The organism is Pelomonas caseinilytica (genome assembly GCF_021353235.1).
GTDB classification, from domain to species: Bacteria; Pseudomonadota; Gammaproteobacteria; order Burkholderiales; family Burkholderiaceae_C; genus Pelomonas; species Pelomonas caseinilytica.
In genome coordinates this window covers 144167-170160 of the sequence record NZ_JAJTWT010000003.1, presented here as the reverse complement: position 1 = coordinate 170160, position 25994 = coordinate 144167, and the positions used below count along the sequence as shown (strand labels likewise).

The 25994-nt window shown below is 72.4% G+C and carries 31 protein-coding genes; 11 read left to right on the top strand and 20 right to left on the bottom strand.

Translation table 11 applies throughout. The features are described 5' to 3' along the window. Positions 1 to 54: 54 nt before the first annotated feature. The 4 genes from LXT12_RS08190 to LXT12_RS08175 all read right to left on the bottom strand — a co-directional run bounded on the left by LXT12_RS08190 (position 55) and on the right by LXT12_RS08175 (position 3608). Positions 55 to 1593: a DUF1800 domain-containing protein gene (locus LXT12_RS08190; RefSeq protein ID WP_233391029.1), complete on the bottom strand. Its 1539-nt coding sequence runs from the start codon at positions 1591 to 1593 to the stop codon at positions 55 to 57. A gap of 102 nt (positions 1594 to 1695) precedes the next feature. Further along, positions 1696 to 2073: a response regulator gene (locus LXT12_RS08185; protein WP_233391028.1), complete on the bottom strand. Its 378-nt coding sequence runs from the start codon at positions 2071 to 2073 to the stop codon at positions 1696 to 1698. 212 nt (positions 2074 to 2285) lie between these two features. Then, positions 2286 to 3011, bottom strand: a complete 726-nt coding sequence (locus LXT12_RS08180) for an Hpt domain-containing protein (protein ID WP_233391026.1) — start codon at positions 3009 to 3011, stop codon at positions 2286 to 2288. Positions 3012 to 3017: 6 nt separating this feature from the next. Beyond that, on the bottom strand, positions 3018 to 3608 hold the full coding sequence (locus LXT12_RS08175; RefSeq protein WP_349255013.1) for a response regulator: 591 nt from the start codon (positions 3606 to 3608) through the stop codon (positions 3018 to 3020). Positions 3609 to 3722: 114 nt separating this feature from the next. Here LXT12_RS08175 and LXT12_RS08170 point away from each other — a divergent pair, with 114 nt between their 5' ends. Genes LXT12_RS08170 through LXT12_RS08160 form a run of 3 tightly spaced genes read left to right on the top strand, consistent with a single transcriptional unit; the run spans position 3723 to position 7665 of the window. Next, the gene (locus tag LXT12_RS08170) at positions 3723 to 4367 is read left to right on the top strand and encodes an HD-GYP domain-containing protein (protein WP_233391025.1); all 645 of its coding nucleotides are present in this window, start codon (positions 3723 to 3725) and stop codon (positions 4365 to 4367) included. 38 nt (positions 4368 to 4405) lie between these two features. Then, entirely contained in the window at positions 4406 to 5179 is a 774-nt protein-coding gene (locus LXT12_RS08165) for an ABC transporter substrate-binding protein (protein WP_233391024.1), read from the top strand. Then, positions 5179 to 7665 carry an ATP-binding protein gene (locus LXT12_RS08160; protein WP_233391023.1) on the top strand — a complete coding sequence of 829 codons (2487 nt, stop codon included), beginning with the start codon at positions 5179 to 5181 and terminating at the stop codon, positions 7663 to 7665. The genes LXT12_RS08165 and LXT12_RS08160 overlap by 1 nt, the downstream gene beginning before the upstream one ends. 7 nt (positions 7666 to 7672) lie before the next feature. On the opposite strand, the gene LXT12_RS08155 is transcribed toward LXT12_RS08160, so the two are convergent. The 3 genes from LXT12_RS08155 to LXT12_RS08145 all read right to left on the bottom strand — a co-directional run bounded on the left by LXT12_RS08155 (position 7673) and on the right by LXT12_RS08145 (position 9209). Next, on the bottom strand, positions 7673 to 8056 hold the full coding sequence (locus LXT12_RS08155; protein WP_233391022.1) for a hypothetical protein: 384 nt from the start codon (positions 8054 to 8056) through the stop codon (positions 7673 to 7675). 118 nt (positions 8057 to 8174) lie between these two features. Continuing rightward, entirely contained in the window at positions 8175 to 8507 is a 333-nt protein-coding gene (locus LXT12_RS08150; protein WP_233391021.1) for a hypothetical protein, read from the bottom strand. 36 nt (positions 8508 to 8543) lie between these two features. After that, entirely contained in the window at positions 8544 to 9209 is a 666-nt protein-coding gene (locus tag LXT12_RS08145; RefSeq protein ID WP_255763523.1) for an ATP-binding cassette domain-containing protein, read from the bottom strand. A gap of 98 nt (positions 9210 to 9307) precedes the next feature. On the opposite strand from LXT12_RS08145, the gene LXT12_RS08140 reads away from it, so the two are divergent. Beyond that, positions 9308 to 9889: an HD domain-containing protein gene (locus LXT12_RS08140; protein WP_233391018.1), complete on the top strand. Its 582-nt coding sequence runs from the start codon at positions 9308 to 9310 to the stop codon at positions 9887 to 9889. 15 nt (positions 9890 to 9904) lie between these two features. On the opposite strand, the gene LXT12_RS08135 is transcribed toward LXT12_RS08140, so the two are convergent. From LXT12_RS08135 to LXT12_RS08110, 6 genes are all read right to left on the bottom strand, one after another. After that, complete coding sequence (locus LXT12_RS08135) at positions 9905 to 10288, bottom strand: DUF427 domain-containing protein (RefSeq protein ID WP_233391017.1); 384 nt, start codon at positions 10286 to 10288, stop codon at positions 9905 to 9907. Positions 10289 to 10395: 107 nt separating this feature from the next. After that, complete coding sequence (locus LXT12_RS08130; RefSeq protein WP_233391015.1) at positions 10396 to 11160, bottom strand: amino acid ABC transporter ATP-binding protein; 765 nt, start codon at positions 11158 to 11160, stop codon at positions 10396 to 10398. Then, positions 11144 to 11797: an amino acid ABC transporter permease gene (locus tag LXT12_RS08125; protein WP_233391014.1), complete on the bottom strand. Its 654-nt coding sequence runs from the start codon at positions 11795 to 11797 to the stop codon at positions 11144 to 11146. Before LXT12_RS08125 ends, LXT12_RS08130 begins: the two co-directional genes overlap by 17 nt. Continuing rightward, entirely contained in the window at positions 11790 to 12464 is a 675-nt protein-coding gene (locus LXT12_RS08120; RefSeq protein ID WP_233391013.1) for an amino acid ABC transporter permease, read from the bottom strand. The genes LXT12_RS08125 and LXT12_RS08120 overlap by 8 nt, the downstream gene beginning before the upstream one ends. A 142-nt stretch (positions 12465 to 12606) precedes the next feature. Next, entirely contained in the window at positions 12607 to 13395 is a 789-nt protein-coding gene (locus tag LXT12_RS08115) for a transporter substrate-binding domain-containing protein (RefSeq protein WP_233391010.1), read from the bottom strand. Further along, positions 13392 to 14111: a GntR family transcriptional regulator gene (locus tag LXT12_RS08110; protein ID WP_233391008.1), complete on the bottom strand. Its 720-nt coding sequence runs from the start codon at positions 14109 to 14111 to the stop codon at positions 13392 to 13394. Before LXT12_RS08110 ends, LXT12_RS08115 begins: the two co-directional genes overlap by 4 nt. Before the next feature lie 237 nt (positions 14112 to 14348). Here LXT12_RS08110 and LXT12_RS08105 point away from each other — a divergent pair, with 237 nt between their 5' ends. Together LXT12_RS08105 and LXT12_RS08100 are read left to right on the top strand one after the other, a co-directional pair. Next, a complete protein-coding gene (locus LXT12_RS08105; protein ID WP_233391006.1) occupies positions 14349 to 15029 on the top strand; it encodes a response regulator transcription factor in 681 nt (226 codons plus the stop codon). Beyond that, on the top strand, positions 15026 to 16360 hold the full coding sequence (locus LXT12_RS08100) for a sensor histidine kinase (protein WP_233391005.1): 1335 nt from the start codon (positions 15026 to 15028) through the stop codon (positions 16358 to 16360). The genes LXT12_RS08105 and LXT12_RS08100 overlap by 4 nt, the downstream gene beginning before the upstream one ends. Here LXT12_RS08100 and LXT12_RS08095 read toward each other — a convergent pair. Continuing rightward, positions 16350 to 16982, bottom strand: a complete 633-nt coding sequence (locus LXT12_RS08095; protein WP_233391004.1) for a response regulator — start codon at positions 16980 to 16982, stop codon at positions 16350 to 16352. The genes LXT12_RS08100 and LXT12_RS08095 overlap by 11 nt on opposite strands. A 197-nt stretch (positions 16983 to 17179) precedes the next feature. Between LXT12_RS08095 and LXT12_RS08090 the strand changes: the two genes are divergently transcribed. After that, a complete protein-coding gene (locus LXT12_RS08090) occupies positions 17180 to 17410 on the top strand; it encodes a hypothetical protein (RefSeq protein WP_233391003.1) in 231 nt (76 codons plus the stop codon). Positions 17411 to 17437: 27 nt separating this feature from the next. Continuing rightward, the gene (locus LXT12_RS08085; protein ID WP_233391002.1) at positions 17438 to 17974 is read left to right on the top strand and encodes a ferritin-like domain-containing protein; all 537 of its coding nucleotides are present in this window, start codon (positions 17438 to 17440) and stop codon (positions 17972 to 17974) included. Between the two features lie 151 nt (positions 17975 to 18125). Here the strand turns inward: LXT12_RS08085 and LXT12_RS08080 are convergent, their stop codons facing one another. Continuing rightward, positions 18126 to 18461, bottom strand: a complete 336-nt coding sequence (locus LXT12_RS08080; RefSeq protein ID WP_233391001.1) for a YciI family protein — start codon at positions 18459 to 18461, stop codon at positions 18126 to 18128. Positions 18462 to 18487: 26 nt separating this feature from the next. After that, positions 18488 to 18976: a hypothetical protein gene (locus LXT12_RS08075; RefSeq protein ID WP_233391000.1), complete on the bottom strand. Its 489-nt coding sequence runs from the start codon at positions 18974 to 18976 to the stop codon at positions 18488 to 18490. A 293-nt stretch (positions 18977 to 19269) separates the two neighbouring features. On the opposite strand from LXT12_RS08075, the gene LXT12_RS08070 reads away from it, so the two are divergent. The 3 genes from LXT12_RS08070 (at position 19270) to LXT12_RS08060 (ending at position 21917) form a co-directional block, all read left to right on the top strand. Then, complete coding sequence (locus LXT12_RS08070) at positions 19270 to 20808, top strand: Do family serine endopeptidase (RefSeq protein ID WP_233390998.1); 1539 nt, start codon at positions 19270 to 19272, stop codon at positions 20806 to 20808. Between the two features lie 196 nt (positions 20809 to 21004). Next, complete coding sequence (locus LXT12_RS08065) at positions 21005 to 21259, top strand: hypothetical protein (RefSeq protein WP_233390996.1); 255 nt, start codon at positions 21005 to 21007, stop codon at positions 21257 to 21259. A 19-nt stretch (positions 21260 to 21278) separates the two neighbouring features. Continuing rightward, positions 21279 to 21917 carry a hypothetical protein gene (locus tag LXT12_RS08060; protein WP_233390995.1) on the top strand — a complete coding sequence of 213 codons (639 nt, stop codon included), beginning with the start codon at positions 21279 to 21281 and terminating at the stop codon, positions 21915 to 21917. A gap of 3 nt (positions 21918 to 21920) precedes the next feature. On the opposite strand, the gene LXT12_RS08055 is transcribed toward LXT12_RS08060, so the two are convergent. The 4 genes from LXT12_RS08055 to LXT12_RS08040 all read right to left on the bottom strand — a co-directional run bounded on the left by LXT12_RS08055 (position 21921) and on the right by LXT12_RS08040 (position 25823). Then, positions 21921 to 22544 (bottom strand): glutathione S-transferase family protein, encoded by a 624-nt coding sequence (locus LXT12_RS08055; RefSeq protein ID WP_233390994.1) that lies wholly within the window; start codon positions 22542 to 22544, stop codon positions 21921 to 21923. A gap of 92 nt (positions 22545 to 22636) precedes the next feature. Continuing rightward, on the bottom strand, positions 22637 to 23146 hold the full coding sequence (locus LXT12_RS08050; protein WP_233390993.1) for a chemotaxis protein CheW: 510 nt from the start codon (positions 23144 to 23146) through the stop codon (positions 22637 to 22639). 120 nt (positions 23147 to 23266) lie between these two features. After that, entirely contained in the window at positions 23267 to 23521 is a 255-nt protein-coding gene (locus LXT12_RS08045) for a hypothetical protein (protein ID WP_233390991.1), read from the bottom strand. After that, positions 23508 to 25823 carry an FdhF/YdeP family oxidoreductase gene (locus LXT12_RS08040; protein ID WP_233390989.1) on the bottom strand — a complete coding sequence of 772 codons (2316 nt, stop codon included), beginning with the start codon at positions 25821 to 25823 and terminating at the stop codon, positions 23508 to 23510. The genes LXT12_RS08045 and LXT12_RS08040 overlap by 14 nt, the downstream gene beginning before the upstream one ends. Positions 25824 to 25994: the final 171 nt, after the last annotated feature.

Here is a 25994-nt window from a genome sequence, read left to right as displayed (position 1 = left end):
TGTCTCTATGCCTCTGTGGCTGTGTTTTGTATTGAGTTCATTGGTACTCACGGGCTACCTCTTCATGAAGTCAGGGCTGGCGAGCAGCAGCGCCACCTGCTGGCCGGCCGGTTCTGCGGCCAAGGTGCGGCGCGTGGGCTCGCTGACCGAGGCGCCCAGCGTGGTGCTGAGCTGGTCGACACTGACACCGCTGCGCTGCCCTAACGTCGTGGCCAGCTGCACGCGCTGGGTCAGGGCCTCGGGGTTGCGCCAGGCGGCGGCGACGGTCTTGTAGCCATCGGGCGTCTGGGCGCCGTACAGCGGCTGGCCGGCCTGGGCCAGCGCGGCCAGCAGCGGCTGCGGGTCGTTCAGCGGCAGGTCCAGCGCGCGCAGGCTGGACAGCAGGTACTGCCAGGGCGTCTTGAACTTGGCCTGGTAGGCCTCGCGGCTCCAGAACTCGTCGGCGCCGACCAGGGTGCGCGTGAACTCCCGCAGGTCGCCGCCGCTGGCGCGGAAGGCATCGGCCAGCTTCTGCACGAGGGAGGCGGGCGGGTCGTCGGCGACGAAGGCCTGGGCGAACTTGAAGGCCAGGTGGCGGGCCGTGGCCGGGTGGGCCGCCAGCACGTCGAGCGCATGCTCGCCCTCGGCCTGGCCGGAACCGCGCACCGTCTCGCCCAGCCAGGTCTTGCTGCCGGCGTCGTGCCGGCGGGGGTCGAACTGGAAGAGGTCGCCGCGGCCACCGAACAGCGCCTTGCGGGTGTCCAGGCCCCAGCCGGTCAGCATGCGCGCCAGCTCGGTCACGTCGCGCTGGGTGTAGCCGCCGTCCACGCCGAGGGTGTGCAGCTCCATCAGCTCGCGCGCGTAGTTCTCGTTGAGGCCGCGGGGGCTGCGGGCCTTGGCCTCGGGGCGGCGCCCCCGACGTGGCGGCTCGAACCCCGCGACGACGCTCTGCGCGTTGTCCAGGTAGAGCAGCATGGCCGGATGCCGGGCCGTCGCGCCCAGCATGTCGCGAAAGCGCCCGAGCACGTGGGGGCGGATGGCGCGCTGCTCGTAGTCCGCCACGAGGACGCCCACCGGCCCCTTGCCGACGAAGACGTTGAAGTGGTTGAACCAGAACTCGGTCAGCACCTCCTCGAGCTGGGCCGGGCTTTGCAGGCCGCGGGCGATGCGCGCCGTCGCGGCCTGGGCCACGAGGGGCCTCACCTTGTCGCGCACCGCGTTCAGGGCGTCGGCTTCGGGGGCCATGCCCTGGACCTTCTCGCGCCGGGCCTCGCGGGCGGCCTTGACGGCCTCGCGATAGCGGCCGAACAGCTCGGCCTGGCTCAGGGCCAGCACCTCCAGCCCGGCCAGACGTTGCGTCAGCGCCGCGGGCTGGGGCAGGCGGCGGGGTTCGAACTGCCCGGCCAGGAAGCGGTCCAGCCAGCGCGCCGCGCCGTGCTCGGCGATGGCCGCGGCGTCCGCCGGGCTGGGTCCGTAGCCCAGGCGGTTGAGCGCATGCATGGCGCGTTCCTCGGCGCTGAGCGGGGCGGGCGCGCCGGCGTGGCTGCGGCGGGCCAGCATCGCCGCGCCTGCCAGGGCGGCAGCGCTGCTGATCACGTAGCGGCGGTTCTTCATCGCAGGGCTTTCGGTGTCCGTCGTCACCGCAAGCATCCCGCCAGGCACGCAAGGCCGTGTGGCCCAGGCGCAAAGATTTGTGTCAGCCGGCGCGACGCGCCGTCACCGCCCCACGAGCCAGTGTTCGAGGCTGGCCAGCGTGGCCGCCACGTCGAGCGGCTTGGTCCAGTAGCCGTCGAAGCCGCCGTCGCGGGCCAGCTGGGCGGTGAGCTCCTCGGACTCGGCCGTCACCAGCAGGGCCGGCACGGCCGGCGAGAGGCCCGCGGCGCGCAGCTCGGCCAGCAAGGCGTCGCCCGCCACGTCGGGCAGGCGCAGGTCGCACAGCAGCAGGTCCACGGGCCGCCCGGCCACGAATTCGCGCGCCTCGGCGCCGGTGCGGGCCACATGCAGCTCGCAACCCGGCCGCAGCTCGACGATGCCCTGCATCAGCATTGCGTTGACCGCGTCGTCCTCGACGTAGAGCACCGTGCGCGTGGGCATGCCGCGGCTCCTCAGCAGCCGTGGGGCCGCGCGGGCCCTTGCAGGTCTGAAGGCGGGAACGGGCGGCTGGAATTCATGGTCGGCGGCGGCTCGGAAAACGACTCCAACGATTATCAAATTTGCTGCTAGCCGCGAGCAATGCAGGCACCCCTGAACGGGTGGGGTCGGCGGAAATCTGCCAAATATTGCGAAGCGCGACCGGTGGATGTGGTCTAGGCGCGCAGGCGGCGCAGGCCCTCGGCCAGGGCCGTCCAACCGGCGGCGACGGGCGCGTCCGCGGCTGCGGCGTCCTCCAGTTCCCGGGCCGTGGCCGCCAGGCGCGCGTCGCCGAGCAGTTCCAGCACCGCCTTCAGGCCATGGGCGACGCGGCGCAGGCCCTGGCGGTCGCCGGCCGCCAGCGCGGCATCGCCCTCGGCGAGGTCGCCGGCGAAGCGCTCGATGCAGCCGGCGCGGAAGGCCTCGTACAGGCCTCGGTCGCCGCCGAAGTGGCGCGCGACGGGGTCGTCAGCAGCCGCCGCAGGTGACGCGGCGCACTGGCCAGGGTCGGGCTGCGCCCGCAGCATTTCGGCGATCACGTCCAGCAACTCGACCAGCGGCACGGGCTTGCGCAGCAGCCGGGCGACGCCGCGCTCGGCCAGGGCCACGCGGCGCTCCTCGTGCAGGCCGGCGCTGAAGACCACCCAGGCCGGCGCGCCCGGCGCCAGTGCCAAGCCCTCGACCAGCAGCGCCTCGGCCGAGCCGTCGGGCAGCATCAGGTCGCTGATGACGAGTTGCCAGCCGCCCTGGGCCAGGGCCGTGCGGGCCGAGGCCAGGTCGCGCACGACATGCAGCTCGACGGCGGGGGCGGTGGGGTCGTGGTGGGGGAGTTCCTGCAGCGCCAGCTCGACGAAGCGGGCGATCGAGGCGTCGTCCTCGATCAGCAGCAGGCGGGCGGTCATGGCGCCTCAGGCGGGTTGGGCGGCGGCCTGGGCCAGCAGGGCCGGCAGCTCCGTCACCAGGGCCGTCTTGTGCACAACCGGCACGCCTTCCAGCGCGAAGGCGTAGGGGGCGCGCTGGGCTTCGTCGAGGGCAGTGACGACGATGAGGCGGCTGCGCGCGAACTGCGGGTGTGAGCGCAGGCTGGTGATGAGGGCGGCGCCGTCGATGCCGGGCAGCAGGATGTCGATGAGCAGCACGTCCGGTTCCAGGCGGCCAGCCAGCGCGAGGCCGGCGATGCCGTCCGCGGCGACGTGGAGTTCCGCACCCGGCAATTCGCGCTTCACGATGAGGCTGATGAGGTTCTGGAAATGGACCGAGTCCTCGATGAGCAGCAGCGTCAGCGGCCGGCCGTCGCTCGCGGCCGGCGCCGGGGAGCCGGCGCCCGTGGAGCCGGCACGGGAGCTGAGCCAGGCATCCAGCGAACTGCGCAGGATGCGGCGATGGCCGCCGGGAGTCTTCCAGGCCTGCAGTTCGCCCCGGTCCACCATCAGCTGAACGGACCGAACCGCCATGCCGAGGCGCTGCGCGGCCTCGGTGGTCGAGCAGGTATCAGGCACGGTCGCGGGGAAATTCACAGCGACATTTTGCCGAATTCGCAAGCCCCTACGAGCTCCGGCATATTTGATAAAAAGAATTTATTCGACAATCCGGCGGCCGTCGGAGTTTCCACCATGCCTTTCATCACGCCGCTTCCGCCCTTTCCGTCCTCTCGGCCGGAAGCGCCTGCGTCGGTCCAGGACGCGGACGAACGTGCCCACCGCCTGCGGCTGGGCTATCTGTCCGAGGCGCTGGCGCAACGCCTCGGCCTCGACGCCGAGACGGCCCAGTTGCTGCGCCTGGCCGCGCCGCTGCACGACATCGGCGAATGTGACCCCACGGCCGACGCCTTCGAGCCCGACTGGCCGTTGACGGCGGCCGAGGAGCGCCGGCGCCGCCAGACCCAGCCCTATCGCGCCCCTGCCCTGCTCGGCGGCTCGCGGCTGCCCCTGTTCGCCCTCGCCGCCGAGATCGCCCTGCGCCACCGCGAGCGCTGGGACGGCAATGGCTATCCAGACGGCCTCAGCGGCAAGGCGATTCCGCTGTCGGCCCGCATCGTGGCCGTGGTGGACTGCTTCGACGCCCTGACGATGCGCCGCCACTACCGCCCGGCGCGCGCCGACGACCTCGCCCTGTCGATGCTGGCCGAACAGGCCGGCAGCGCCTTCGACCCGGAGATCGTCGCCACCTTCATCGCCCATGCCCCCGAGCTGATCGCGCTGCGCGACCGCGTCGACGCCACGCGCCCGGGCATGGCGCCGCCGGGGCAGCCCGCGTGAAGCGGCGCGCGGCTCTCCCGGGCCTGATCCTGGCAGGAATGCTGGCGGCTGGCACCGCCGTGGCCGCCCGCAACCCGGCGCCGCCGGCCACGGTGGAACAACGCGTGCACGCCCGGGGCGAGCTGCGGGTGTGCATCTGGCCGGAGTACTACGGCATTTCGCTGCGCAACCCGCGCACCGGCCAGCTCGCCGGGCTGGACATCGACCTCTCCGCCGCCTTCGCCGCCGAGCTGCACGCGACCGTGCGCTACGTCGATTCGTCCTTCGCCACCGTCGTCGACGACCTGGTGCAGGAACGCTGCGACGTGGCCATGTTCGCCCTGGGCATGACCTCGCAGCGCGCCCGCCTGCTGCGCTTCAGCCGGCCCTACCTGGAGAGCGACGTCTACGCCGTGACGACGCGCAGCAGCCGCGTCGTGCAGCGCTGGGAGGACCTGGACAAGCCCGGCGTGCGCATCGCCGTGCAGGCCGGCACTTTCATGGAACCCGTGATGGCAGGCGCCCTCAAGCGCGCTACCCTGGTCGTCGTGCAGCCTCCCGACACCCGCGAGCGCGAGCTCGAGGCCGGGCGCATCGACGCCTTCATGACCGACTATCCCTACAGCCGCCGCCTGATGGACAACGCCGAATGGGCGCGCCTGGTCGCGCCGCCGGCGCCCTTCTTCGTCATGCCCTACGCCTACGCCGTCAAGCCGGGCGACCCGGCCTGGCTGGGCCTGGTCGACGACTTCGTCGCCCGCATCCAGCGCGACGGCCGCCTGCGCGCCGCGGCCGACCGCCACGGCCTGGGTGCCATCGTCCGCGTGCGCTGATGCCGCATCGCAGCCGCTGGCGCCCGAGCATCATCACGGCCGGCGCCGGCATGCTGCTGGCCGCCACGGTGCTGGCCGGCGCGACCTACGGGCTGTGGCGCGATCACCGCGAGCTGACCCTGGAGACCCGCGAGCGTCAGGCCCTGCTGGCCCGGGTGCTCGAAGACCACGCCAGCCGCAGCCTGGACGCCGCCCAGATCGCCCTGGCCGGGCTGGCCGACGTGGCCGCCCGCGGCGTGCCGCCCGAGGTGCTGCAAGCCCTGCTCGGCCAGACCCAGGCCAGCCTGGGCTTCCTGCGCGGCATCGCCCTCTTCGACGAGGGCGGTCACGTGCTCGCCGCTGCCGACCCGGCCGACCGCGGCGTGCAGCTCCCGCCCGGCTCGCTCGGGCCCCGGCCCGGGCCGGGGCAAGGCAGCATCGGCGGCTTCGTCGCGGCGCGCAGCTTCGCCGGGCTGGCCACCGGCGGCATCGTGCCGCCGGGCGTGGGCTTCATCCCGCTGCTGCGCGCCTTGCGCCTGCCCGACGGCCGCTTCGCCGTGCTGGCGGCCCTGCTCAACCCCGACGCGCTGGCCAATTTCCAGCAGCTCACCCTCAACGACCCGCAGGCCGCCGCCGCCCTCGCCGACCTCGACGGCCGGCTGCTGGCCGTCACCAGCGATGCCGAGCACTACGCCGGCGAGCAGCTGCCGCGCCTGCTCGCCGGCCAGGCGCCGCTGGCGCGCGTGCGGGCCGGCAGCGAGCATGGCGACTGGCAGGGCCCCGGCCTGCGCGAGGCGCCCCAGCTCGGCAGCTACCGCGCCCTGCGCGCCCGGCCCTATGCGGTGCTGGTGGAGCTGCCCGAGGCCGCGCTGCGCCAGCGCTCGCTGGGCACGCTGCTCGAACTCGGCCTGCCCGCCTTCGGCATCGCCGCGGCGCTGCTGACGCTGTCGGGCGTCGGCGCCGCGGCCCTGCGCGCCCGCGAACGCTCGGAGCTGGCCCTGGACGACGCCCAGCGCCTGGTCGCCGAACGCGAGCGCGAGCTCAGCGCCATCTTCGGCAGCGTGCACGACCTGCTCTTCCGCACCGACGGCGCCGGCCGCGTCACCTTCATCAACGAGGGCTATGCCCGCCTCAGCGGCCAGGCCGTGGGGCAGATGCTGGGCCGCCCCCTGCAGGAGCTGTTCGGCGGCTCGCCGCGCGTGGCGGCCCTCTTCGACGCCTGCGCCGCCGACGACGCCAAGCCCCACAAGGCGCGCGCCGACTGGACCGCCACGGACGGCCGGGCGCGCAGCTTCGAGATCCATCTCGTGCCGCTGCGCCGCGGGCCGGGTCAGCTCGAATGGGTGGGCAGCGCCGCCGACGTGAGCGGCCTGGTGCGCGCGCAGGCCGAGCTGCGTGCCCAGCTCGGCCTGGCCCGCTCGCTGCTGGCCAGCAGCCCGCTGCCGATGTCGGTCCTCGACCGCGACAACCGCTACCTCGACGTCAACCGCGCCTGGGAGCAGTTCACCGGGCGCAAGCGCGCCGACGTGCTCGGCACCCGCGCCGCCAGCTACCTGCGCCCCGAGGAAGCCGCCCTGCACGACGCCCGCGACGCCGAGCTGCTCGCACGCGGCGGCGAGATGAGCTACGAGGCCGTCTGGCATGGCAGCGACGGCCGGCGGCGCGACCTCTTCATCAGCAAGTCCACCTTCCCCGACGCCCAGGGCCGGCCCATGGGCATCGTCGTCTGCGTCATGGACATCAGCGAGTTCCGCGAAGCCGAGCGCGCCACCCGCGCCGCGCGCGACGCGGCGCTGGAGGCGTCGCGCGCCAAGTCCGACTTCATCGCCAACATCAGCCACGAGCTGCGCACGCCGCTGCAGTCCATCCTCGGCTTCTCCGAGATCGGCGTGCTGCGCGCGCGCGACCAGGCCCGTCTGGCCGAACTCTTCACCGACGTGCACCGCGCCGGCCAGCGCATGCTCAGCCTCGTCAACGACCTGCTCGACCTAAGCAAGATCGAGCGCGGCCAGGCCCCCATCCGGCCCGAGCACCTCGACCTGCGCCCGCTCGCCGCCGAGGTCGGCCGGGAGCTCGCGCCGCTGCTGGACGCCCGCGCCCTGACCCTGGACGCCGACCTGGGCGGCGAGGAGCTCGCCGTGCTGGCCGACCCGCTGCGGCTGCAGCAGCTGCTGCGCAACCTGCTGGCCAACGCCATCCGCTTTGCGCCCATGGGCAGCCGCATCGAGCTGCGGGCCGGGCGCGCGGAGGACGGCCAGGTCCGCGTGGACGTCGCCGACCGCGGCCCAGGCATCCCGCCCGACGAGCTGGAAAGCATCTTCGAGGCCTTCGTGCAGTCCAGCGCGACCCGCGACGCCGCCGGCGGCACGGGCCTGGGCCTGGCCATCTGCCGGCGCATCGCCGAGGCCCACGGGGGCCGAATCTGGGCCGCCAACCGCGACGGCGGCGGCGCCGTCATCTCGCTGCTGCTGCCCGCGGTGCGGCCTGCAGAGCCGGCCGCGAGCTGAGCCCGGATCAACGCCTGGAATTGGCCGGCGGCCGGCGCTGCCACTGCTCGACCGCCGTGACGACGGCGTCCCAGGCGATGCGGTCGTAGGTGACGGCGGCAAAGAGGTTGTCCTTGCTGGGCTGCTGCCTGACGGCCGTGCTGGCCAGGCGCTCCAGCGGTTCGCGCGCGGCAGCGGCGCAGCCCGCGAGGTCCGTGAAGCCGGAGTTCACCCGGTGGAAGAGCACGCCGCGCTGGAGCTCGGAGGCCTTGAGCGAGGCCGCCTCGAGGGCGCGGAGGAAGACTCGCGCCTGGCCTTCGCCGAGCAGCTCGACGCAGAACTCGCGCCGCCAGCCGGTCAGCGTCTGTTCGGAAGTCAGGGTTGCGGGGTTGTCATCGATGAGCAGGGTCATCGGGCCAGTCTGCACGACGCGGCGGCGCGCCTGGCGCAGGTTGTATCGCGATGCTTCCGCGCCGGCCCCGCGGCGGCCCGGCCGCTAACGACGGCTGCGACAAGTTGCGCCCTGTTTCCTAGGCCTGCCACACCGCATAGCCCGCCTCGCGCAGGCCGATGGCGAGCTCCACCTCCATGTCGCGCGCCGCCTCGTAGGGCATGGGGTTGTAGACCTCGTAGAGCTCGGGCACCAGTCGCTCGCCGTACTTCAGCACGAAGCGGTTGGCCTGCACGCCGGCCATGTGGCGGTCGAAGCGCAGGTCGGGGTCCAGGCCCGTCATGCCGACGTAGAGGCAGGGCTTGGCGATGTCGTGCCCGGGATTGGCCTTGCGGAAGGCCGGCTCGTTCCACACCCGGTCGGACAACAGCACGACGTAGACGTGATAGTGGTCGCGCGGGCGGCGGGGCATGGCGGGCGATTGTCACGCCCGCGCCGACGAGCGCCGCTATGCGGACCTCGCCCGCGAGGACATCGCCGCCCCTCGGCCCGGCCCGGCCTCATGGATGCGGCCGCGGCGCAGCCACAGGACGCGGTCCGCCGCGCCGCGCGCGAAGTCGCCGTCGGCGGTGGCCAGCAGCACGGCGAGGCCGTCCGCAGCCAGGGCGAGCGCCGCGGCCGCCACCTCGCCGGCCACTTCGGCATCGAAGGAAGGTGCCACCTCGTCGCAGAGCAGCAGCGCCGGCTCCGAGGCCAGCGCCCGCGCGATGCGCACGCGCTGGCGCTCGCCGGCGCCGAGCGCGGCGGGCAGGTCGTCGAAGCGCCGGGCCAGGCCCACGCGAGCCAGCAGGTCGCGAGCCTGGCCCGCGTCGCCGCCACAAGCCAGCGTCAGGTGGCGGCCGATGCCGAGCTGGGTCGGCAAGTCATCGGCCCCGTCGACGAGGCGGGCGCGCCCCTCCACGGCGACATGGCCGGCATCGACCGGCTCCCGCCCGGTGAGGCAGCGCAGCAGCGTGCTCTTGCCCGCGCCGGCCGCGCCGACCAGGGCGCCCACCTCGCCACGCGACATGGCCAGGTCCACCCCGCGCAACACGGCATCCCTGCCGTAACGTTTACACAGACCACCGGCCCGGAGCACTGCCGGACCGGCAGGAAAGTACGACGCTCGGGCCATGGCCGCACGCAGGGCATGCGGCGTGCCCGGCCGCGTACCGCAGGCGACACGCACGACGCGCCGGCCGGCCCAGAATCCGCCCACCCGAGGAGACCGACATGAGCCCACGCGCCACCTTCACCCGCATGGACCAGAGCAGCCGCGACGACTGGGCGCTGATCGTGCCCGAGGCCATGAAGATGGCGCGCACCCTGCCCGACCGCGTGCTGGCCCACCTGCGCCTGCTGGACGGCGACTTCGGCGGCTTCCCGGTCGACCGGCTGACCCACTGCCTGCAGACCGCCACCCTCGCCCACCGCGACGGACGCGACGAGGAGTACGTCTGCTGCGCGCTGCTGCACGACATCGGCGACACCCTGGGCTCGTTCAATCACCCGGACATCGCCGCAGCCATCCTCAAGCCCTTCGTCAGCGAGGAGAACCACTGGATGGTGCAGCAGCACGGCATCTTCCAGGGCCACAACTTCTTCCACCACATCGGCCTGGACCGCGACCTGCGCGAGCAGTTCCGCGGCCACCCGCACTTCGAGCGCACGGCCGAGTTCGTCGAACGCTACGACAACCCCGCCTTCGACCCGCGGGCCGAGACCCTGCCGCTGGAGACTTTCGAGCCCATGCTGAGACGGCTGATGGCCCGGCCACGGCAGTCGATCTACAAGGCGGCGATGGAGGCCGCCTGAGCCAGGCTCGGCAGTTCAAGCCGCCTCGCTGAAGGCGATGCCGGGGTGCTTCTCGTCGTAGAAGGCCATGCGGCCCGCGAGGGCGGCGTGCTCATCGTAGGGCGACTCGTAGGACCAGATCGCGTCCTTCAACCGTCGGCCGCCCTGGGTGATGCTGTAGTAGGTCGCGTCGCCCTTGAAGGGGCAGTGCGACGTGGTGTCGGAGCGTTCGAGCCGGTCGACCCTGACCGCCTCGCGCGGGAAGTAGAAGCGCGGCAGTGCGCCGTCTTCGTCGACGCGGATCACGTCGTCGGACTCGGCGACAACCTGGCCGTCGATGCAGGCGCTGACCGTGTGGCCGACATGGGTCTCGGCGACGGTGTGCTCGGGATGGTCCCGGTGACCAGGGGATTTGCTCATGGTGGTCCTCGGCTCGGATTGGACCCAGGTGGCTGCCATCGTGGCACACCTCAGGCACAGGAGGTGACGGGCGGCAAGCGGCGTTCCCGGGCCAGGCCCCGCCGCGGCTAGTCGTTCAGCGAGGACAGGAACTGCCGCAGCTCCGGCGTGCGCGGCGCGGCGAAGAGTTCGGCCGGCGGGCCGATCTCGTGCACCCGGCCCTCGTGCATGAAGATGACGCGGTCGGCCACCTTGCGGGCGAAGCCCATCTCGTGGGTGACCATCAGCAGGGTCATGCCCTCCTCGGCCAGGGCCTCGACGACGCGCAGCACCTCGCCCACCAGCTCGGGGTCCAGGGCCGAGGTGATCTCGTCGCACAGCAGCACCGCCGGCTCCATGGCCAGGGCGCGGGCGATGGCCACGCGCTGTTGCTGGCCGCCGGAGAGCTGTTCGGGCAGGGCGTCGAACTTCTCGGCCAGGCCGACGCGGGCCAGCAGCGCGCGCGCCTGCGTGGCGGCCTCGGCGGCGCCGCGCTTCTTCACGAGGGTGGGCGCCAGCATCACGTTGCGGCCCACGCTCAGGTGGGGAAAGAGATTGAAGCCCTGGAAGATCATGCCCACCTGCTGGCGCAGCTCGCGCATGGCCATGGCGCTCTCGTAAAGCAGCGGGCGGCCGTTGACCGTGAGCGAGCCGTCCTGGAACTGCTCCAGCCCGTTCACGCAGCGCAGCAGCGTGCTCTTGCCCGAGCCGCTCTTGCCGATGATGGCGATGACCTCGCCGCGCCGCACGTCGAGGTCGATGCCCTTGAGCACCTCGTGGCTGCCGTAGGACTTGCGCAGCGCGGTGATGCGCACGATGGGCGCGGCAGGGAGTTCGTCAGGACGGGCGTGCATGGAGCTTGGCTTCCAGGTGTTGGGCGAAGAGGCTGACGGGGAAGCACAGCGCGAAGTACAGCAGCGCCACGCAGCCGAAGACGAGGAAGGGCTTGAAGCTGGCGTTGGCGATCATGCTGCCGGCCTTGGTGAGCTCGACGAAGCCGATGACCGAGGCCAGCGCCGTGCCCTTGATGACCTGCACGAGCATGCCCACCGTGGGCGCGACGGCGAGCCTGAACGCCTGCGGCAGGATGACGTGGCGCAGCTGCTCGCCGAAGGACAGCGCCAGGCTGCGCGCCGCCTCCCACTGCCCGCGCGGCACGGCCTCCACGCAGCCGCGCCAGATCTCGACGAGGTAGGCGCTGGTGTAGAGCGTCAGCGCCAGGGCCGCGGCCGTCCAGGCCGACACCTCCCAGCCCAGCAGGGCCAGGCCGAAGTAGGCGAGGAAGAGCTGCATCAGCAGCGGCGTTCCCTGGAAGAGCTGCACGTACAGCGCGATGGCGCGGCGGGTGCGCGGGCCGAGGGCCAGGCGCAGGGTCAGCAGCAGGCCGCCGACGAGGCCGCCGCCGGCGAAGGCGATGAGCGACAGGGCCACGGTCCAGCGCAGGGCCAGCAGCAGGTTGCGCAGGATGTCCCAGAGGGTGAACTCAACCATGGCGCCCTCCCGGCCCGAAGAGCAGGCGCGGGCCCGCCCACGTCAGCAGCCGGCGCGTGGCGACGGCCAGCGCCAGGTAGGCCAGCGTGGCGACGATGAAGGCCTCGAAGGCGCGGAAGTTCCGGCTCTGGATGAGGTTGGCCGCATAACTCAGCTCCTCGGTGGAGATCTGGCCGCACACGGCCGAGCCCAGCATGACGATGATGATCTGGCTCGTCATGGCCGGCCAGACGCGCTGCAGGGCCGGGGGCAGCACGACCCGGGTGAAGGCCTGCAGCGGCGTCAGCGCCAGGCTTTGCGCGGCCTCCCACTGGCCGCGCGGTGTGGCCTGGATGCCGGCGCGCAGGATCTCGCAGCCATAGGCGCCAAGATTGAGCGTCATGGCGATCAGCGAGGCGGCCTCGGGCGAGAGCTTTACCCCGGCGGCCGGCAGGCCGAAGAAGATGAAGAAGAGCTGCACGATGAAGGGCGTGTTGCGCAGCAGCTCGACGTAGGCGCCGAGCGCGCGGCGCAGCCAGGCCGGCCCGCTGGCCCGCGACCAGGCCGCCAGCGTGGCGATGAGCAGGCCCAGCGGCGTGGCCACCGCCGTGAGCCCCACGGTCCATGCCAGGCCCTTGAGCAGCAGCGGCCATTCGGCCAGCACGGCGAGGAAGTCGAAGCTGATCATGGCGTGGTGCCTTGCGCGCCTGCGCCGGGCTGGCGCGATTCGTGGCGAAACACGGCCACAGAGCCACAGAGACACAGAGGGGCCTTCATCCTGCTGCCTCTGTGCCTCTGTGCCTCTGTGGCTTTGTTCGTCTTCATCCGGCTCACAGAGGCAGGTCGCCGGTGCCGCGGCCGAGCCACTTCTTCGAGAGCGCCTCCAGTTCGCCCGCCGACTTGGCCGCCGCGATGATGGCGTTGACCTTGGCCAGCAGCGCGTCCTCGCCCTTGGCCACGCCGACGAAGCAGGGGCTGTCCTTGAGCAGCAGCTTGTATTCGACGTTGAGGCCCGGGTTGCGCTGCATCAGGTTGCCGGCCACCGCGGCGCTGGTGGCCAGCAGCTGGGTCTGGCCGGCGGCGAAGGCGGCGATGGTGGCGTTGTTGTCCTCGAAGCGCTTGAACTCCAGCGTCGCCGGGGCCACCTTGGCCAGCTCCTGGTCTTCCATCGCGCCGCGGGTGACGGCCACGCTCTTGCCGGCCAGGTCGGCCCAGCTCTTGACCGAGAGGCTCTTGGCCGCGAACACCGCCTGGTAGAAGGGCGCGTAGGCGGCGCTGAAGTTGATGACCTTCTCGCGCTCCGGGTTCTTGCCCAGCGTGGAGATGACGAGGTCGGCCTTCTTCGTCTGCAGGTAGGGGATGCGGTTGGCGCTGGTCACCGGCACCAGCTCCACCTTGGCGCCCAGCTTGGCCGCGATCAGCTCGGCCATGGCCACGTCCAGGCCTTGCGGCTTCATGTCGGGGCCGACGAAGCCATAGGGCGGGTAGTCGGTGGGAATGGCGATCCTGACCGTCTTGGTCTTGACGATGGTGTCCAGCGCGTTCTGGGCCTGGGCACCCAGGGCCAGCAGGCTCAGGCCGGCGAGCAGGATCAGGCGGCGGGAAAGCGACGAGGTCATAGCAGGGCTCCTAGGTAGGCGGGGGCGGTGGATTCGGAGGTGGGTGCGGGCAGCGGCGCCAGGGCGTCGCGCAGCCGCTGCAGCGGGTCGTCGTCGGCCGGCAGGCGCAGGGCCGCCTGCACGCTGGCCAGGTGCGCGGCCATCAGCGCCTCGGCCCGGGCGCTGTCGCCCTCGGCCAGGGCGGCGACGACGGCGACGTGGTCCTGGCAGGACAGGGCCGCGTCGTGGCAGGACTGGTAGCGCATGGCGATCAGCGTGGTGCGCGCCGTGAAGTCGCGCAGCGTGTCGGCCAGCAGGCCGTTGCCCAGGCATTCGGCCAGGCAGACGTGGAAGTCGCCGAGCAGGAAGCTGCGCGTGCCGACGTCGTCGCCGCGCAGCGCCGCCTGCTCCTGCTCCAGGTGCTGGTTGAGCCGCACGATGGCGTCGTCAGGCAGTCGGCCCTGGCCGCGGATCAGCCCCAGTTCGATGACGCGACGGGCCTCGAAGGCCTCGCGCACTTCGTCCTGGCTGGGCGCGATCAGGTACCAGCCACGCCGCGCACTGACGGTGACGATGCCGCGCGCCGCCAGCCGCGTGAGGGCCTCGCGCACGATGGTGCGGCTGCAGTCGAAAAGCATCGCCAGCTGCTGCTCGCCCAGGCGCGCGCCGGGCGCGAGCTTCTGCGCGAGCACTGCTTCGACGATGCGCTGGCTGATGTCGGTGGCCGAGATGCCCATGGCGGGCACTTCGCAGCTTCCATGCCAGCGTTCATCTGTCTTGTATGCAAGCCATGCGCACAAAAGAGGTTCGCCCCGCCGGCCCGCGGCACCAGCGCGGTGCCGCGCGCCCCGAAACCTGCCTGAGCTTGGCGTTACGCTTGCGCGCATGCCCGTGCTCCTCATCATCGACATGCCGGTCGGCATGCCCTGCCCTCGCAAGGGCCGGCGCGCCGTGGCGCTGCCGGGTTAGCCGCGATGCGCCTGCTGCTGGTGGAAGACGACGCCATGATCGGCGACAGCCTGCGCGAGGCCCTGCGCCGCCAGGGCTTCGCGGCCGACTGGGTGCGCGACGGCCAGGCCGCCGACGCCGTGCTGTCCAGCGGCGAGCGCTTCGACGCCGTGCTGCTGGACCTGGGCCTGCCCCGCCTCGGCGGGGTCGAAGTGCTGCGCGCCCTGCGGGCCCGGGGCGACGCCACCCCGGTGATCGTGCTGACGGCGCGCGACGCCCTGGCCGACAAGGTCGCGGGCCTGGACGCCGGCGCCGACGACTACCTCGTCAAGCCCTTCGAGCTGGACGAGCTGCTGGCACGGCTGCGCGCCGTCACGCGCCGCCACCAGGGCGGGCGCGCCAGCCCGGTCCTGCAGGTGGCCGACCTGAAGCTGGACCCGGCCACCCGCGAGGTCACCCGCGCCGGCCGGCCAGTGCTGCTGTCGGCCCGCGAATTCGCGCTGCTGGAGGCCCTGCTCGAGCGGCCCGGCGCCATCGTCTCGCGCGCCCAGCTCGAAGACCGCCTCTACGGCTGGGGCGAGGAGCTGGAGAGCAACGCCATCAGCGTCTACATGCACCAGCTGCGCAAGAAGCTTGGCGCCGACCTGCTGCACACCGTGCGCGGCCTCGGGTACTACGCCGGCCCTGAAAAAGGCGGCATGGCGTGAAGGTGCCGGTCACGCTGCGCGGCCGGCTCTTCGCCTTGCTGGCCGGCCTGGGGGCCGTGACCGCCGTCGCGGTCGCGGGCGCCACCTACGTCAGCGTGCGCGCCGAGGCCGACGAGCTCTTCGACTACCAGCTGCGCCAGACGGCGCTGTCGCTGCGCGACCAGGGCCGCATCGCCGGCGACGAGGCCGCGGCCCTGGCCGACCCGAGCTTCGACTACGTGGTGCAGATCTGGTCGCTGCAGGGGCTGGAGCTCTATTCGAGCCGTCCCCAGGGCATGACTGAGCCGCTGCCGGCACGCGCGGTGCTGGGGTTCTCCAACCTGCATCTCGGCGGGCAGGACTGGCGCGTCTTCAGCGCGGCCACGCCGCTGCGCGTGGTGCAGGTGGCCCAGCCGCTGGCGGTGCGGCAGCGGCTGGCGGCCGTCGCCGCGCTGCGCAGCATCGTGCCGGTGGCCGTGGCCCTGCCGCTCGTGGCGGCGGCCATCTGGTGGCTCATCGGCGTGTCGATCGCGCCGCTGGCGCGCGTCGTGCGCGCGGCCCAGGCCGGCGATGCGAACGCCATGAATGCACTGCCTACCGAGGGCCTGCCCGGCGAAGTCGCCCCGCTGGTGGAGGCCTTCAACGGGCTGCTCGGCCGGCTGTCCACGGCCTTCGAGGCCCAGCGCAGCTTCGTCGCCGACGCCGCGCACGAACTGCGGACGCCGCTGACGGCGCTCAAGCTCCAGCTCGGCCTGCTGCGCGACGCGCCACCCGGCCCCGAGCAGGACGCCGCCATCGCCCGGCTGCGCGGGGGCATCGACCGCGCGGTGCACCTCGTCGAGCAGCTGCTCGCCCTGGCCCGTGCCGAGCCCGGCGCGGCGGCGGCCTCGCAGACGCTGGACCTGGCCGAGATCGCCCGGCAGGCGGTGGCCGACGTGCAACCGCTGGCCGACAAGGCCGGCGTGGCGCTGCAGCTGTCGGCGCCACGGCCGTTGCCGCTGGAGGGCGACCTGCAGGCCCTGCGCAGCGCCGTTCGCAACCTGGTGGACAACGCGGTGAAGTACGGCGCGCATGCCGTGCAGGTCGAAGTGCTGCGCGAGGCCTCCGGCGCGGCGGTGCTGCGCGTGGACGACGACGGCCCCGGCATCCCGCCGGCGCTGCGTGAGCGCGCCTTCGACCGCTTTCAGCGCGGCGACGGCCACGACGCGCCGGGCAGCGGCCTGGGCCTGGCCATCGTGCAGGCCGCCGCGCGCCAGCAAGGCGCTCGTGTCAGCCTGGACACGGCGCCAGCAGGCGGGCTGCGCGCCGAGATCCGCTGGCCGGCGCCAGGACGCGAAGCCGCTACTGGATGAGGCCGTTCTTCAACGCGTAGTAGGTCAGGTCGCTGTTGGTGGCGAGATTGATCTTCTCCAGCACACGGCTGCGGTAGGTGCTGACGGTCTTGACGCTGAGGAACATCGCCTTGGCCATGTCGCCCACCGTCTCGCCCTTGGCCAGGCGCAGGAAGACCTGCAACTCGCGCTCGGACAGCAACTCGTGCGGCGGGCGCTCGCCGCCGCCGCCCACGCCGTCGGCCAGCAGCTCGGCCACCGCCGGGCTGATGTAGCGCCGGCCCCGCGCCACGGTGCGGATGGCCGTGGCGATCTCCTCCGGATCGCACTCCTTGTTGAGGTAGCCGCTGGCACCCTGGCGCAGCAGGGTCGTCGCGTAATGCGCCTCCGGGAAACCGCTGAGGATGAGCACGGGCAGGTCGGAAAAGCGCGCCTTGATGGCCGCCAGCGCATCGACGCCGCTCTGGTCGGGCATGGAGATGTCCAGCAGCAGCACGTCGACCTCGCCGCCGCGCGCCAGCTCCAGGGCCTCGCGGCCGTTGCCGGCCTCGCCGGTGACGCGGAAGTCGACGTTGTCGGCAAGGAACTGGCGCAGGCCGGACCGAACGATGGCGTGGTCGTCAACGATGCCGATGCGAATCATGGTGTCCTCCGGTGTCAGTCGCAACGAAAGCCTAGCGGCGCCGGCGGCGCGGCGCGATCAGCCTTGTCCTACAAGGGGTGGGATCAAGGCCGCTTCCTCGTCCTACGGCGGGTCGAGCGCCCGGCCGTCATGGCGGCGGCCGGCGATGCCGGACAGTTCGTGCCACGCCGCCGGGACCGGGCGGCGCAGGAGCCGGCATGAAGAAAGTGCTTGACACCCTCGACCGCCTGGAGCCGCCGGCCTGGATGCTGGCCGCGGCGACCCTGCTGCTGGCCGCCGCGCTGCTGGCCGCCTTCGTCGACACGCTGCAGGAGAACCTCCGCCATGGCGAGGCGACGCGCCAGGCCCAGCGCGTCGGCAGTCTCCGACAGACGATCAGCTCGGCAGCCGATGCCCGGGCCGAGGACAAGCAACCAAAGTTGCGCTGACTCCCCAACCACTCCAAACCTGAAGCCATGGCCGACACCTACACGCCCCTGCAGCTCGACGAAGCGGCGCTCGACGCCGCGCGCCACCATCTCGACGACGGCGCCGTCACCCCGGCCTACGGGCCCTGGCGGGACGACATCGTCAGGCTGCTCAATGGCGCCCTGGCGACCGAGATCACCTGCGTGCTGCGCTACCGCCGCCATCACTTCATGGCCACGGGGCTGGAGTCGCCGGCCATCGCCGAGGAGTTTCTCGTTCATGCAACGGCGGAGTTGGGCCATGCCGACCGCATCGCGCGCCGCATCGTGCAGCTGGGCGGCGAGCCCGACTTCAACCCCGTGGGCCTGCTGGAGCGCAGCCATGCCGGCTACGACGAGATCAACGACCTCAAGGGCATGATCCGCTCCAATCTGCAGGCCGAGCGGGTCGCCATCGAGACCTACCGGCAGATGATCCGCCTCGTGGCCGACAAGGATTCGACGACGCGGCGCCTGCTGGAAGACATCCTCGCCGACGAGGAAGAGCACGCCGACGAGCTGAGCGACTGGATGTCGCGGGCGTGAACTGGCGCCCCCGGCCCAGTCCCGCGCGCTGAACGCGGCGCGGGGCTGGTCCGCCCCCCGAGGGGGCGGCCCAGCGCTCGGCCCGCAAATACCCCGTTTCCCAACCCCGCGCGCTGGACGCGGCGCGGGGCTGGTCCGGAACACGCGAGTTTCAGGTGTGGCTGATTTCGAGCGGCCAGACTTCGACGACGCCGTCGGCCACGGCGCAGGGCGTGCCGGCCACCATGCACACCGCTTCTTCCAGGTTGGCGGCCTCGATGAGGGCGAAGCCGGCCAGCGGAAGCGCGGACTGGAGGTAGGCCCCTTGCGTCACCTGCATGCCGCGGCCCTGCGGGTTGCGGACCTGCACGGCCTTGCCGGCCACGCCGATCACGGCGCCCGCGGCCTCGAGCCGGGCATCCTGGGCGTGCGCCGCCTCGCGCAGGGCGGGGTCGGTGCGTTCATAGCCGGCGGAATCGCCGTAGCCGATGGTGATGAACTTGGCCATGGTGGGCTCCGTGTTGAGTTGAGGGGTCACCAGTTGGCCGAATAGCTCAGCATGACGCGGTGCGCCTGCGGCTTGAGCATCAGCCGGCTGTGCGAGTCGATCTGGTAGGAGAAGGCGCCGCGCAGCCCGGCCAGCCCCTCGTTCCTGGGCCGCTCGAAGGACATGCGCGCCGCCCAGCCGGTGTCGCGCTGCCAGACGGGCGCTTCGACGCCACCGCTCAGCTTGCGCGTCAGGTCGTAGCTGACCCCCGCCCACACCGCCTCGCGCACGGCCGCCTGGGGCCCCAGCTGGACGGGCGAGCGCACCTGCTGCTCCAGGCCGAGCTGGTAGCGCCAGCGCGATCGCTCGCGCTGGCGGGACAGCCATTGCGGGTCGCGCCAGTTGAGCTCGGGGTCGGGCGCCGCGGCCCGCGTGAGGGCCCGGCCGGCCTGCGTGCCGGCGACGGGCTGGCTCTGGGCATGCGCCAGGCCTGCCATCGCCAGGCCGAGCAGCGGGAGGATCAGACGGGACTTCATGGCGAACTCCGACGCGGACTTGGACGGGGGATCGGCGCGGGATGGACCTCACGGTGGATGGGGCCATCTTGGGCCGCTGCCCTCCCCCGCGGTGTCGGCACGGTCCGCCGGCGCTTATCGGACAAGGCGAAGCCGGCTTGAAGGCCCTGCAGCCCGGCACCGCCGCGCCGGCCTCCTACAGCGGGTCCGAGCCCGTCTTAATCTTGGCCTCATCTCCGCCTCATCGAGCCCTCACCCTCGCTCCCTAGAGTTCCCTGGCATGGGCTGCGCCGCAGCCTCCCGAGGAGCTTTCGATGACCCAGACCGCCAAACTGACCCTGACCGCCACGGCCGCCGCCCTGCTGGCCGCGGGCGTGACGCTGACGACCACCGCCTCCGGCTGGACGGCCCCCGCATGGCTCAAGCCCAAGGCTCCTGTGACGGCACCGCTGGCAGGCGACGCCACGCCGGGCAGCGCCGTCACGCCGGTGGCCGCGGCCGCCGCCACCGTGGCTGCGGCGCCTGCCGTCGCGCTGCCGCCGGCCCAACTGCCCAATTACCGCGCCATCGTGCAGACCCAGGGGCCGGCCGTGGTCGGCATCACGGTGGCCGGCCTGCACAAGGTCGACGGCCCGGCCATGGCCGACGGCGGCATGGACAACGACCCCTTCTTCCGCTTTTTCCGCGGCATTCCGGGCCTGCGCATGCCGCAGCCCGGCAACCCCGGCGCCCAGCCCTTCCGCGGCCAGGGCTCGGGCTTCATCATCAGCACCGACGGCCTGATCCTGACCAATGCCCACGTCGTGCGCGACGCCAAGCAGGTGACCGTCAAGCTCAACGACCGGCGCGAGTTCTCGGCCCAGGTGCTGGGCAGCGACCCCGCCACCGACATCGCCGTGCTCAAGGTCGACGCCAAGGGCCTGCCGACCGTCCAGCTCGGCGACCCGCGCCAGGTGCAGGTGGGCGACTACGTGCTGGCCATCGGCGCGCCCTACGGCTTCGAGCAGTCGGCCACGCAGGGCATCGTCAGCGCCAAGGGCCGCTCGCTGCCCGGCGAGAGCGTGGTGCCCTTCATCCAGACGGACGCGGCGGTGAACCCCGGCAACTCCGGCGGCCCGCTGTTCGACGCCGCGGGCCGCGTGGTCGGTGTCAACGCACAGATCTATTCGCAAAGCGGCGGCTTCCAGGGCCTGGCCTTCTCCATCCCCGTGGACGTGGCCCTGCGCGTGAAGGACCAGATCGTCGCCCACGGCAAGGTCGAGCATGCGCGCCTGGGCGTGACGCTGCAGGACCTGTCCGCGCCGCTGGCCGCCTCCTTCGGCCTGGACACGCCGGACGGTGCCCTGGTGTCCAGCGTCGTGCCCGACAGCGCGGCGGCCAAGGCCGGGCTGAAGGCCGGCGACGTCATCACCGGCATCGACGGCGAGCCGGTGCACGTGGCGGGCGACATCTCCAGCCGCGTCGGCCTGGCCCGCCCGGGCGACAAGATCAAGCTCGAGCTGTGGCGCGACAAGAGCCGCCACACCGAAACCGTGAGCCTCGGTCGTGCCGACAAGGACGTGCAGGAGGCCAGCGCGGCACCCGAGGGCGGCTCCCTGGGCCTGGCCCTGCGCCCGCTGGAGCGCCAGGAGCTGCGCGGCTCGGGCCTGGACCATGGCCTGCTGATCGAGCGGGTCACCGGGCCGGCCCAGCTCGCCGGCGTGCAGCCGGGCGACGTGCTGCTGGCGCTCAACGGCAAGCCGGTCGACAGCGTCGAGCAGGTGCGCGCCGCGATGAAGGACAAGCCCCGCCAGGTGGCCTTGCTGGTGGCGCGCGACGGGCAGCAGATCTTCGTGCCGGTGCGCCTGGGCTGAAGCCCGCCCGCTGAGCTGGTAGCGCGCGGCGCTCTCCTAGACTGGGAGTCCGCCACGCCTGCCGGAGGATGCCCTGGAGATCCTGCTCGAACTGCTTGCCGAACTGGTCTTCCAGGTTTTCGGCGAGGTGCTCATCGAATGGGGGCTGCAGTCGCTCGCAGCCCCTTTTCGCCGTTCCTCGAATGTCTGGCTCGCTGTGGCGGGCTATCTCCTCCTCGGTGCCGGGGTGGGCGCCCTCAGCCTGTGGCTGCTGCCCCAGCACCTGACGCGCGACGGCTGGCCCCGGCTGCTCAACCTCGTGGTCACGCCGGTGCTCGCCGGCCTGGCCATGACCCTGATCGGCCACTGGCGTGCCCGCCGCGGCGACCCGGTGCTGCGCATCGATCGCTTCGCCTGCGGCTACCTCTTCGCCCTGGCGGTGGCCGTGGTGCGCTACAACTTCGCGGCATGAACGCCGCCGCGCCGCTGTCATGAAGCGCTGGCAACGCCGCCTCGCCATGGCGGCCGCCGCTGCCGCATTGGCGCTGCTCGCGGTCGGCGGGCTCGCCCGCTGGCCGGCCTCGCAGGAGCCTGCTCCGGCCGCGGTCCGGCCCGCGGGCGTGGCCGCCGTGCCGGCGGCTTCGACAACGCCCGCCGCCACGCCGGTGGCAGCCATCGTCGCCAGCGCACCGCCACGAGCGGTTGCCGCAAGCGCTGCGGCTGCAGCCGTCCAGACGGTGGGAATCGGCTCCGAGGGCTATGGTCCCCACATCGAGAGCGCCTTCGCGGGCCACGACGCGGCGGCGGCCTGGGAGGCGGTGGGCTGGCTGAGGGCCTGCGCCTCCAACGACGCACGCCGCGACAGCTTCGAGCGGGCCCGGGCGCTGGGCGTCGTGCCCGAGATGACGACCCAGTTGATGGTGGAGGCGGACGCCGAGGCGCGCCGCTGCCAGACCGTCACCGCCTGGCACCGCGCCCTGCTGCCGGCGCTGGCCGCGCGCGCCTTCCAGGCCGGCGTGCCCGAAGCCGCCGCGGCCCTGGCCGGGACGGCCTTCGCCGCCGAGCTGTCGACGGCCGAGCGCCAGCAGGTGGCCGAGGCGATGTCCCGGACGCCGGCACCCGACCGCTGAGGGTCAGGGCATGCCGTTGCCGACGTAGTCCGCGAAGCCGGGCCGTTGGCTCAGCCGCTGCATCCAGGCCTGCACCGCCGGCAGCTCGATGCGCTCGATGGGCGCGTTCAGCCAGCGCTGGGCCGACAGGCCGAGCACGACGTCGGCGAGGGTGAAGGCCTCGCCGCAGACATGGGCGCCGGTGCGGGCGAGCTGGCCGTCGAGCAGGGCCATGTGGCGGTTCCAGCCGGCCACGCCGGCCGCGATGGCCTCGGGCGCGGCCGGCTGGCCGCGCACCAGGGCCATGAAGGCCACGCGCCAGGAGTTGTTCAGTTCGCCGGCCTGCCAGTCCATCCACTGCTCCACCCGCGCCCGCGCCCGGAGCTCGGTGGGCAGCAGCGCCGTGTCGCCGCACCGGGCGGCCAGGTAGCGGCAGATGCTGTTGCTCTCCCACAGCGTGAAGTCGCCATCGACGAGCACGGGAATGAGGCCGTTGGGGTTCATCGCGAGGTAGCCCGGCTCCTGGGGCGAGCGAAAGCCCGCGCCCCAGTCCTCGCGTTCGATGTCGAGGCCGAGCAGCGCGGCCGTCCACATGGCCTTGCGGACGTTGATGGAGGTGAGGCGGCCGAGGAGACGCAGGGCGGGCATGGCGAGGCGGTGTGTGGATGGAGTGGGGAGTGTCCCCTCCCGCCGCCGGCCCCGCCGGCCTGGGGTCAAGCCCGGCCCGGCCGGGAGCCCGCTCAGGCCGCCGCGGCGAGGGCCAGGTCCGCCCCGCCGTCGGCGACGAGGCCGACGATGTCGGTCAGCACGATGGTGCGGCCCTCGAGGGCGGCGATGGCGATCAGGTGGCGCCGGCTCGGGACGCCGTTCATGTCCGGCATGGGGCGCACCTGCTGGGGCTGCAGCTGCACGACGTCGCTGACGCGGTCGGCCACGACGCCCACGCAGCGCTCGCCGAGGCTGACGACGATGACGATGGTGAAGGCGTCGAAGGGCACGCTGGGCAGGCCGAAGCGGCGGCGCAGGTCGATCAGCGGGATGACCTCGCCGCGCAGGTCCAGCACCCCCAGCACGTCGGCCGGTGCGCCGGCCAGCCGCGTCGGCGCCTCGAAGGAGCGGATCTCGCGGACGGCTTGCAGGGCCATGCCGTATTCCTGGCCGTCCAGCTGGAAGACCAGGGCTTCGTTGATGGCGGCCTGGGACGGGGCGGCGGAGTCGGCGCCGGCGTCGACGAGTTCAAGGCTGTTCATGGGAGATCCCTGTCAGTGGAGCTCCGATGTTATTTGATACATTTGATATTGACCCGCCAAAACGCGCATCGTTTTTCACGGATTTCGCGCTGGCAGCCGGTGCCGTTGGCGGCGCGCGGCTCAGGAGGGCTCGCCCAGCACCGCACGGCCCGCAGGCGTGGGCCAGGCGACCCAGCGCCCAGCGTCGTCGCATTGCAGCCGCAGCCAGCCCGGCCCCGCGACGCCACCGATGACGGCGTCGGACAGCGCGGTGCAGCGCCGCAACAGCACGCTGACCCGCTCGTCCAGGCGCTTGGCCAGGCGGGTGAGGGCGACGCCCTCGCCCTCGTCGAGTTCGAGCAGCAGGCGCAGCAGGGCCTCGTCAGGCGGCGCCATGCGGGCTCAGCACGACGGGGATGGCCTTGGAGGTCGGCGTGCGGGCGCCGAGGGCGAAGCTCTCCAGCGGCACCAGGGCGTTGGTCTCGGGGAAGTAGCTGGCCAGGCAGCCGCGGGGGATGTCGTACTCGACAAGCAGGAAGCGCTCGGCGCGGCGCTCCTGCAGTTCGCCGCCGTCCGTCCCGGCGTGGAGGCTGGTGACGTCGACCCAGTCGCCGGCCTTCATGCCGAGGTCGGCCAGGTCGGCGGCATGGATGAAGACGACCCGGCGGTGCCCGTAGACGCCGCGGTAGCGGTCGTCGAGGCCGTAGATGGTCGTGTTGTACTGGTCGTGGGAACGCAGCGTCGTCAGCGTGAAGACGCGCACGTCGCGCCGCCGTTCGGCAGCCCGCTCGGTGGCGCCATCGGTAGGCAGGGCGTGGGTGCTGAACTCGGCCTTGCCGCTGGGCGTGGCCCAGGCGCGCTCGCTGGCGGTGTTGCGCAGGCGGAAGCCGCCGGGCCGGCTGACCTTGTCGTTGAAGCCGGCGAAGTCGGGCAGCACGGCCTCGATGCGGTCGCGGATGGCGGCGTAGTCGCCGGCGAGCTGCAGCCAGGGCGTGCGGCCGTCGCCGAGCGTCGCCACGGCCATGCGTGCGACGACCATGGGCTCGGACAGCAGGTGCTCGCTGGCCGGTGCGTTCATGCCGGTGGACAGGTGGACCATGCTCATCGAGTCTTCCACCGTGACGCCCTGCGGAGCGCCGGCCTGCACGTCGATCTCGGTGCGGCCGAGCACCGGCAGCACCAGGGCCTGGCGGCCGTGGACGACGTGGCTGCGGTTGAACTTGGTGGTGATGTGCACCGTCAGCTCGCAGCGCCGCAGCGCCCGCCAGGTGGCGGCCGTGTCGGGCGTGGCCGCGGCGAAGTTGCCGCCCATGGCGATGAAGACCTTGGCGCGCCCGTCGAGCATGGCCTGGATGGCGCCGATGGTGTCCACGCCCGGCTCGCGCGGCGGCTCGAAGCCGAAGACCTCGCCCAGGCGATCGAGGAAGGCCGGCGCGGGCTTCTCGTAGATGCCCATGGTGCGGTCGCCCTGCACGTTGCTGTGGCCGCGCACCGGGCAGGCGCCCGCGCCGGGCCGGCCCAGGTTGCCGCGCAGCAGCAGCAGGTTGACGATCATCTGGATGGTCTTGACCGAATGGCGGTGCTGGGTGATGCCCATGCCCCAGCAGGCGATGACGCGCTCGCTGGCCACGTAGAGGTCGGCGGCCTGCTCGATCTGGGCGCGGCTCAGGCCGCTGGCTTCGGCCAGGGGCTCCCAGGCCTGCTCGCGCAGCTCGGCCGCGAAGGCGTCGAAGCCGCACGTGTGCTCGGCGATGAAGGCCGCGTCCAGCACCGGCGCACGGCCCTCGCGGCGGGCCTCGTCGTCCAGCTCGACGACGCGTTTGCACATGCCCTTGAGCAGCGCGAAATCGCCTCCGACCTTGACCTGGAAGTAGTGGCTGCTGATGGCTGCCGAGCCGAAGGTCAGCATCTCCAGCTTGTCCTGCGGGTCGGCGAAGCGCTCCAGGCCGCGCTCCCTCAGCGGGTTGAAGCTGACGATGCGCGCACCGCGCTTGCGTGCCGCCCTCAGCTCGCCCAGCATGCGCGGGTGGTTGGTGCCCGGGTTCTGGCCGAAGACGAGGACGCAGTCGGCCTGCTCGAAGTCCTGCAGCGTGACCGTGCCCTTGCCCACGCCGATGGTCGGCCGCAGGCCCGAGCCGCTGGGCTCGTGGCACATGTTGGAGCAGTCAGGGAAATTGTTGGTGCCGAACTGGCGAACGAAGAGCTGGTAGAGGAAGGCCGCCTCGTTGCTCGTGCGGCCCGAGGTGTAGAAGATGGCCTGGTTGGGGTCGGCCAGGGCCTGGAGTTCGCGGGCGATGAGCGCGAAGGCCTCGTCCCAGGTGGTGCGGCGGTAGCGGTCGGCCTCAGGGTCGTAGACCATGGGCTCGGTGAGCCGGCCGGTCGCTTCGAGTTCGTGGTCGGAGGCCTCGGCCCATTCGGCCAGGGTGCGGGCGCCGATGACCTCGGGCGTGGCGCGCCGCGCGGTCGCCTCGGCGGCGACGGCCTTGGCGCCGTTCTCGCAGAACTCGAAGGTCGAGCGGTGGTCGCGGTCCGGCCAGGCGCAGCCGGGGCAGTCGAAGCCGTCGGCCTGGTTGGCGTGCAGCAGCGTCTTGGCGCCCTTGACCGCCACCCCTTGCTCGTTGAGGTGCCGGGCCACGCTCTTCAGCGCCGCCCAGCCGCCGGCCGGGCCGTCGTAGAACTCGATCTTCTGTTCGCTCATCGCTCGCACATCAGTTGTCCATTCCGCATTCGCGGCACCCGCGACGCATGAAACGAATGCAGAAATGCAACCACAGAGGCACGGAGCCACAGAGATAAAAGCTCGGTGTTTCCTCTGTGCCTCCGTGCCTCTGTGGTTGCCTTTGAGATTTCACTTCGGGAAAAAGCCCCG

Bases quoted from the DNA above. Each gene is read 5' to 3' on its own strand.
- LXT12_RS08165 (WP_233391024.1), top strand. From the start codon at position 4,406: ATGCTGGCGGCTGGCACCGCCGTGGCCGCCCGCAACCCGGCGCCGCCG.
- LXT12_RS08140 (WP_233391018.1), top strand. From the start codon at position 9,308: ATGAGCCCACGCGCCACCTTCACCCGCATGGACCAGAGCAGCCGCGAC.
- LXT12_RS08120 (WP_233391013.1), bottom strand. From the start codon at position 12,464: ATGATCAGCTTCGACTTCCTCGCCGTGCTGGCCGAATGGCCGCTGCTG.
- LXT12_RS08115 (WP_233391010.1), bottom strand. From the start codon at position 13,395: ATGACCTCGTCGCTTTCCCGCCGCCTGATCCTGCTCGCCGGCCTGAGC.
- LXT12_RS08055 (WP_233390994.1), bottom strand. From the start codon at position 22,544: ATGCCCGCCCTGCGTCTCCTCGGCCGCCTCACCTCCATCAACGTCCGC.
- LXT12_RS08110 (WP_233391008.1), bottom strand. From the start codon at position 14,111: ATGGGCATCTCGGCCACCGACATCAGCCAGCGCATCGTCGAAGCAGTG.
- LXT12_RS08060 (WP_233390995.1), top strand. From the start codon at position 21,279: ATGAAGCGCTGGCAACGCCGCCTCGCCATGGCGGCCGCCGCTGCCGCA.
- LXT12_RS08135 (WP_233391017.1), bottom strand. From the start codon at position 10,288: ATGAGCAAATCCCCTGGTCACCGGGACCATCCCGAGCACACCGTCGCC.
- LXT12_RS08080 (WP_233391001.1), bottom strand. From the start codon at position 18,461: ATGGCCAAGTTCATCACCATCGGCTACGGCGATTCCGCCGGCTATGAA.
- LXT12_RS08180 (WP_233391026.1), bottom strand. From the start codon at position 3,011: ATGACCGCCCGCCTGCTGCTGATCGAGGACGACGCCTCGATCGCCCGC.
- LXT12_RS08155 (WP_233391022.1), bottom strand. From the start codon at position 8,056: ATGACCCTGCTCATCGATGACAACCCCGCAACCCTGACTTCCGAACAG.
- LXT12_RS08170 (WP_233391025.1), top strand. From the start codon at position 3,723: ATGCCTTTCATCACGCCGCTTCCGCCCTTTCCGTCCTCTCGGCCGGAA.
- LXT12_RS08150 (WP_233391021.1), bottom strand. From the start codon at position 8,507: ATGCCCCGCCGCCCGCGCGACCACTATCACGTCTACGTCGTGCTGTTG.
- LXT12_RS08105 (WP_233391006.1), top strand. From the start codon at position 14,349: ATGCGCCTGCTGCTGGTGGAAGACGACGCCATGATCGGCGACAGCCTG.
- LXT12_RS08090 (WP_233391003.1), top strand. From the start codon at position 17,180: ATGAAGAAAGTGCTTGACACCCTCGACCGCCTGGAGCCGCCGGCCTGG.
- LXT12_RS08050 (WP_233390993.1), bottom strand. From the start codon at position 23,146: ATGAACAGCCTTGAACTCGTCGACGCCGGCGCCGACTCCGCCGCCCCG.
- LXT12_RS08085 (WP_233391002.1), top strand. From the start codon at position 17,438: ATGGCCGACACCTACACGCCCCTGCAGCTCGACGAAGCGGCGCTCGAC.
- LXT12_RS08185 (WP_233391028.1), bottom strand. From the start codon at position 2,073: ATGCCCACGCGCACGGTGCTCTACGTCGAGGACGACGCGGTCAACGCA.
- LXT12_RS08190 (WP_233391029.1), bottom strand. From the start codon at position 1,593: ATGAAGAACCGCCGCTACGTGATCAGCAGCGCTGCCGCCCTGGCAGGC.
- LXT12_RS08070 (WP_233390998.1), top strand. From the start codon at position 19,270: ATGACCCAGACCGCCAAACTGACCCTGACCGCCACGGCCGCCGCCCTG.
- LXT12_RS08145 (WP_255763523.1), bottom strand. From the start codon at position 9,209: ATGGCCCGAGCGTCGTACTTTCCTGCCGGTCCGGCAGTGCTCCGGGCC.
- LXT12_RS08095 (WP_233391004.1), bottom strand. From the start codon at position 16,982: ATGATTCGCATCGGCATCGTTGACGACCACGCCATCGTTCGGTCCGGC.
- LXT12_RS08160 (WP_233391023.1), top strand. From the start codon at position 5,179: ATGCCGCATCGCAGCCGCTGGCGCCCGAGCATCATCACGGCCGGCGCC.
- LXT12_RS08075 (WP_233391000.1), bottom strand. From the start codon at position 18,976: ATGAAGTCCCGTCTGATCCTCCCGCTGCTCGGCCTGGCGATGGCAGGC.
- LXT12_RS08040 (WP_233390989.1), bottom strand. From the start codon at position 25,823: ATGAGCGAACAGAAGATCGAGTTCTACGACGGCCCGGCCGGCGGCTGG.
- LXT12_RS08130 (WP_233391015.1), bottom strand. From the start codon at position 11,160: ATGCACGCCCGTCCTGACGAACTCCCTGCCGCGCCCATCGTGCGCATC.
- LXT12_RS08045 (WP_233390991.1), bottom strand. From the start codon at position 23,521: ATGGCGCCGCCTGACGAGGCCCTGCTGCGCCTGCTGCTCGAACTCGAC.
- LXT12_RS08125 (WP_233391014.1), bottom strand. From the start codon at position 11,797: ATGGTTGAGTTCACCCTCTGGGACATCCTGCGCAACCTGCTGCTGGCC.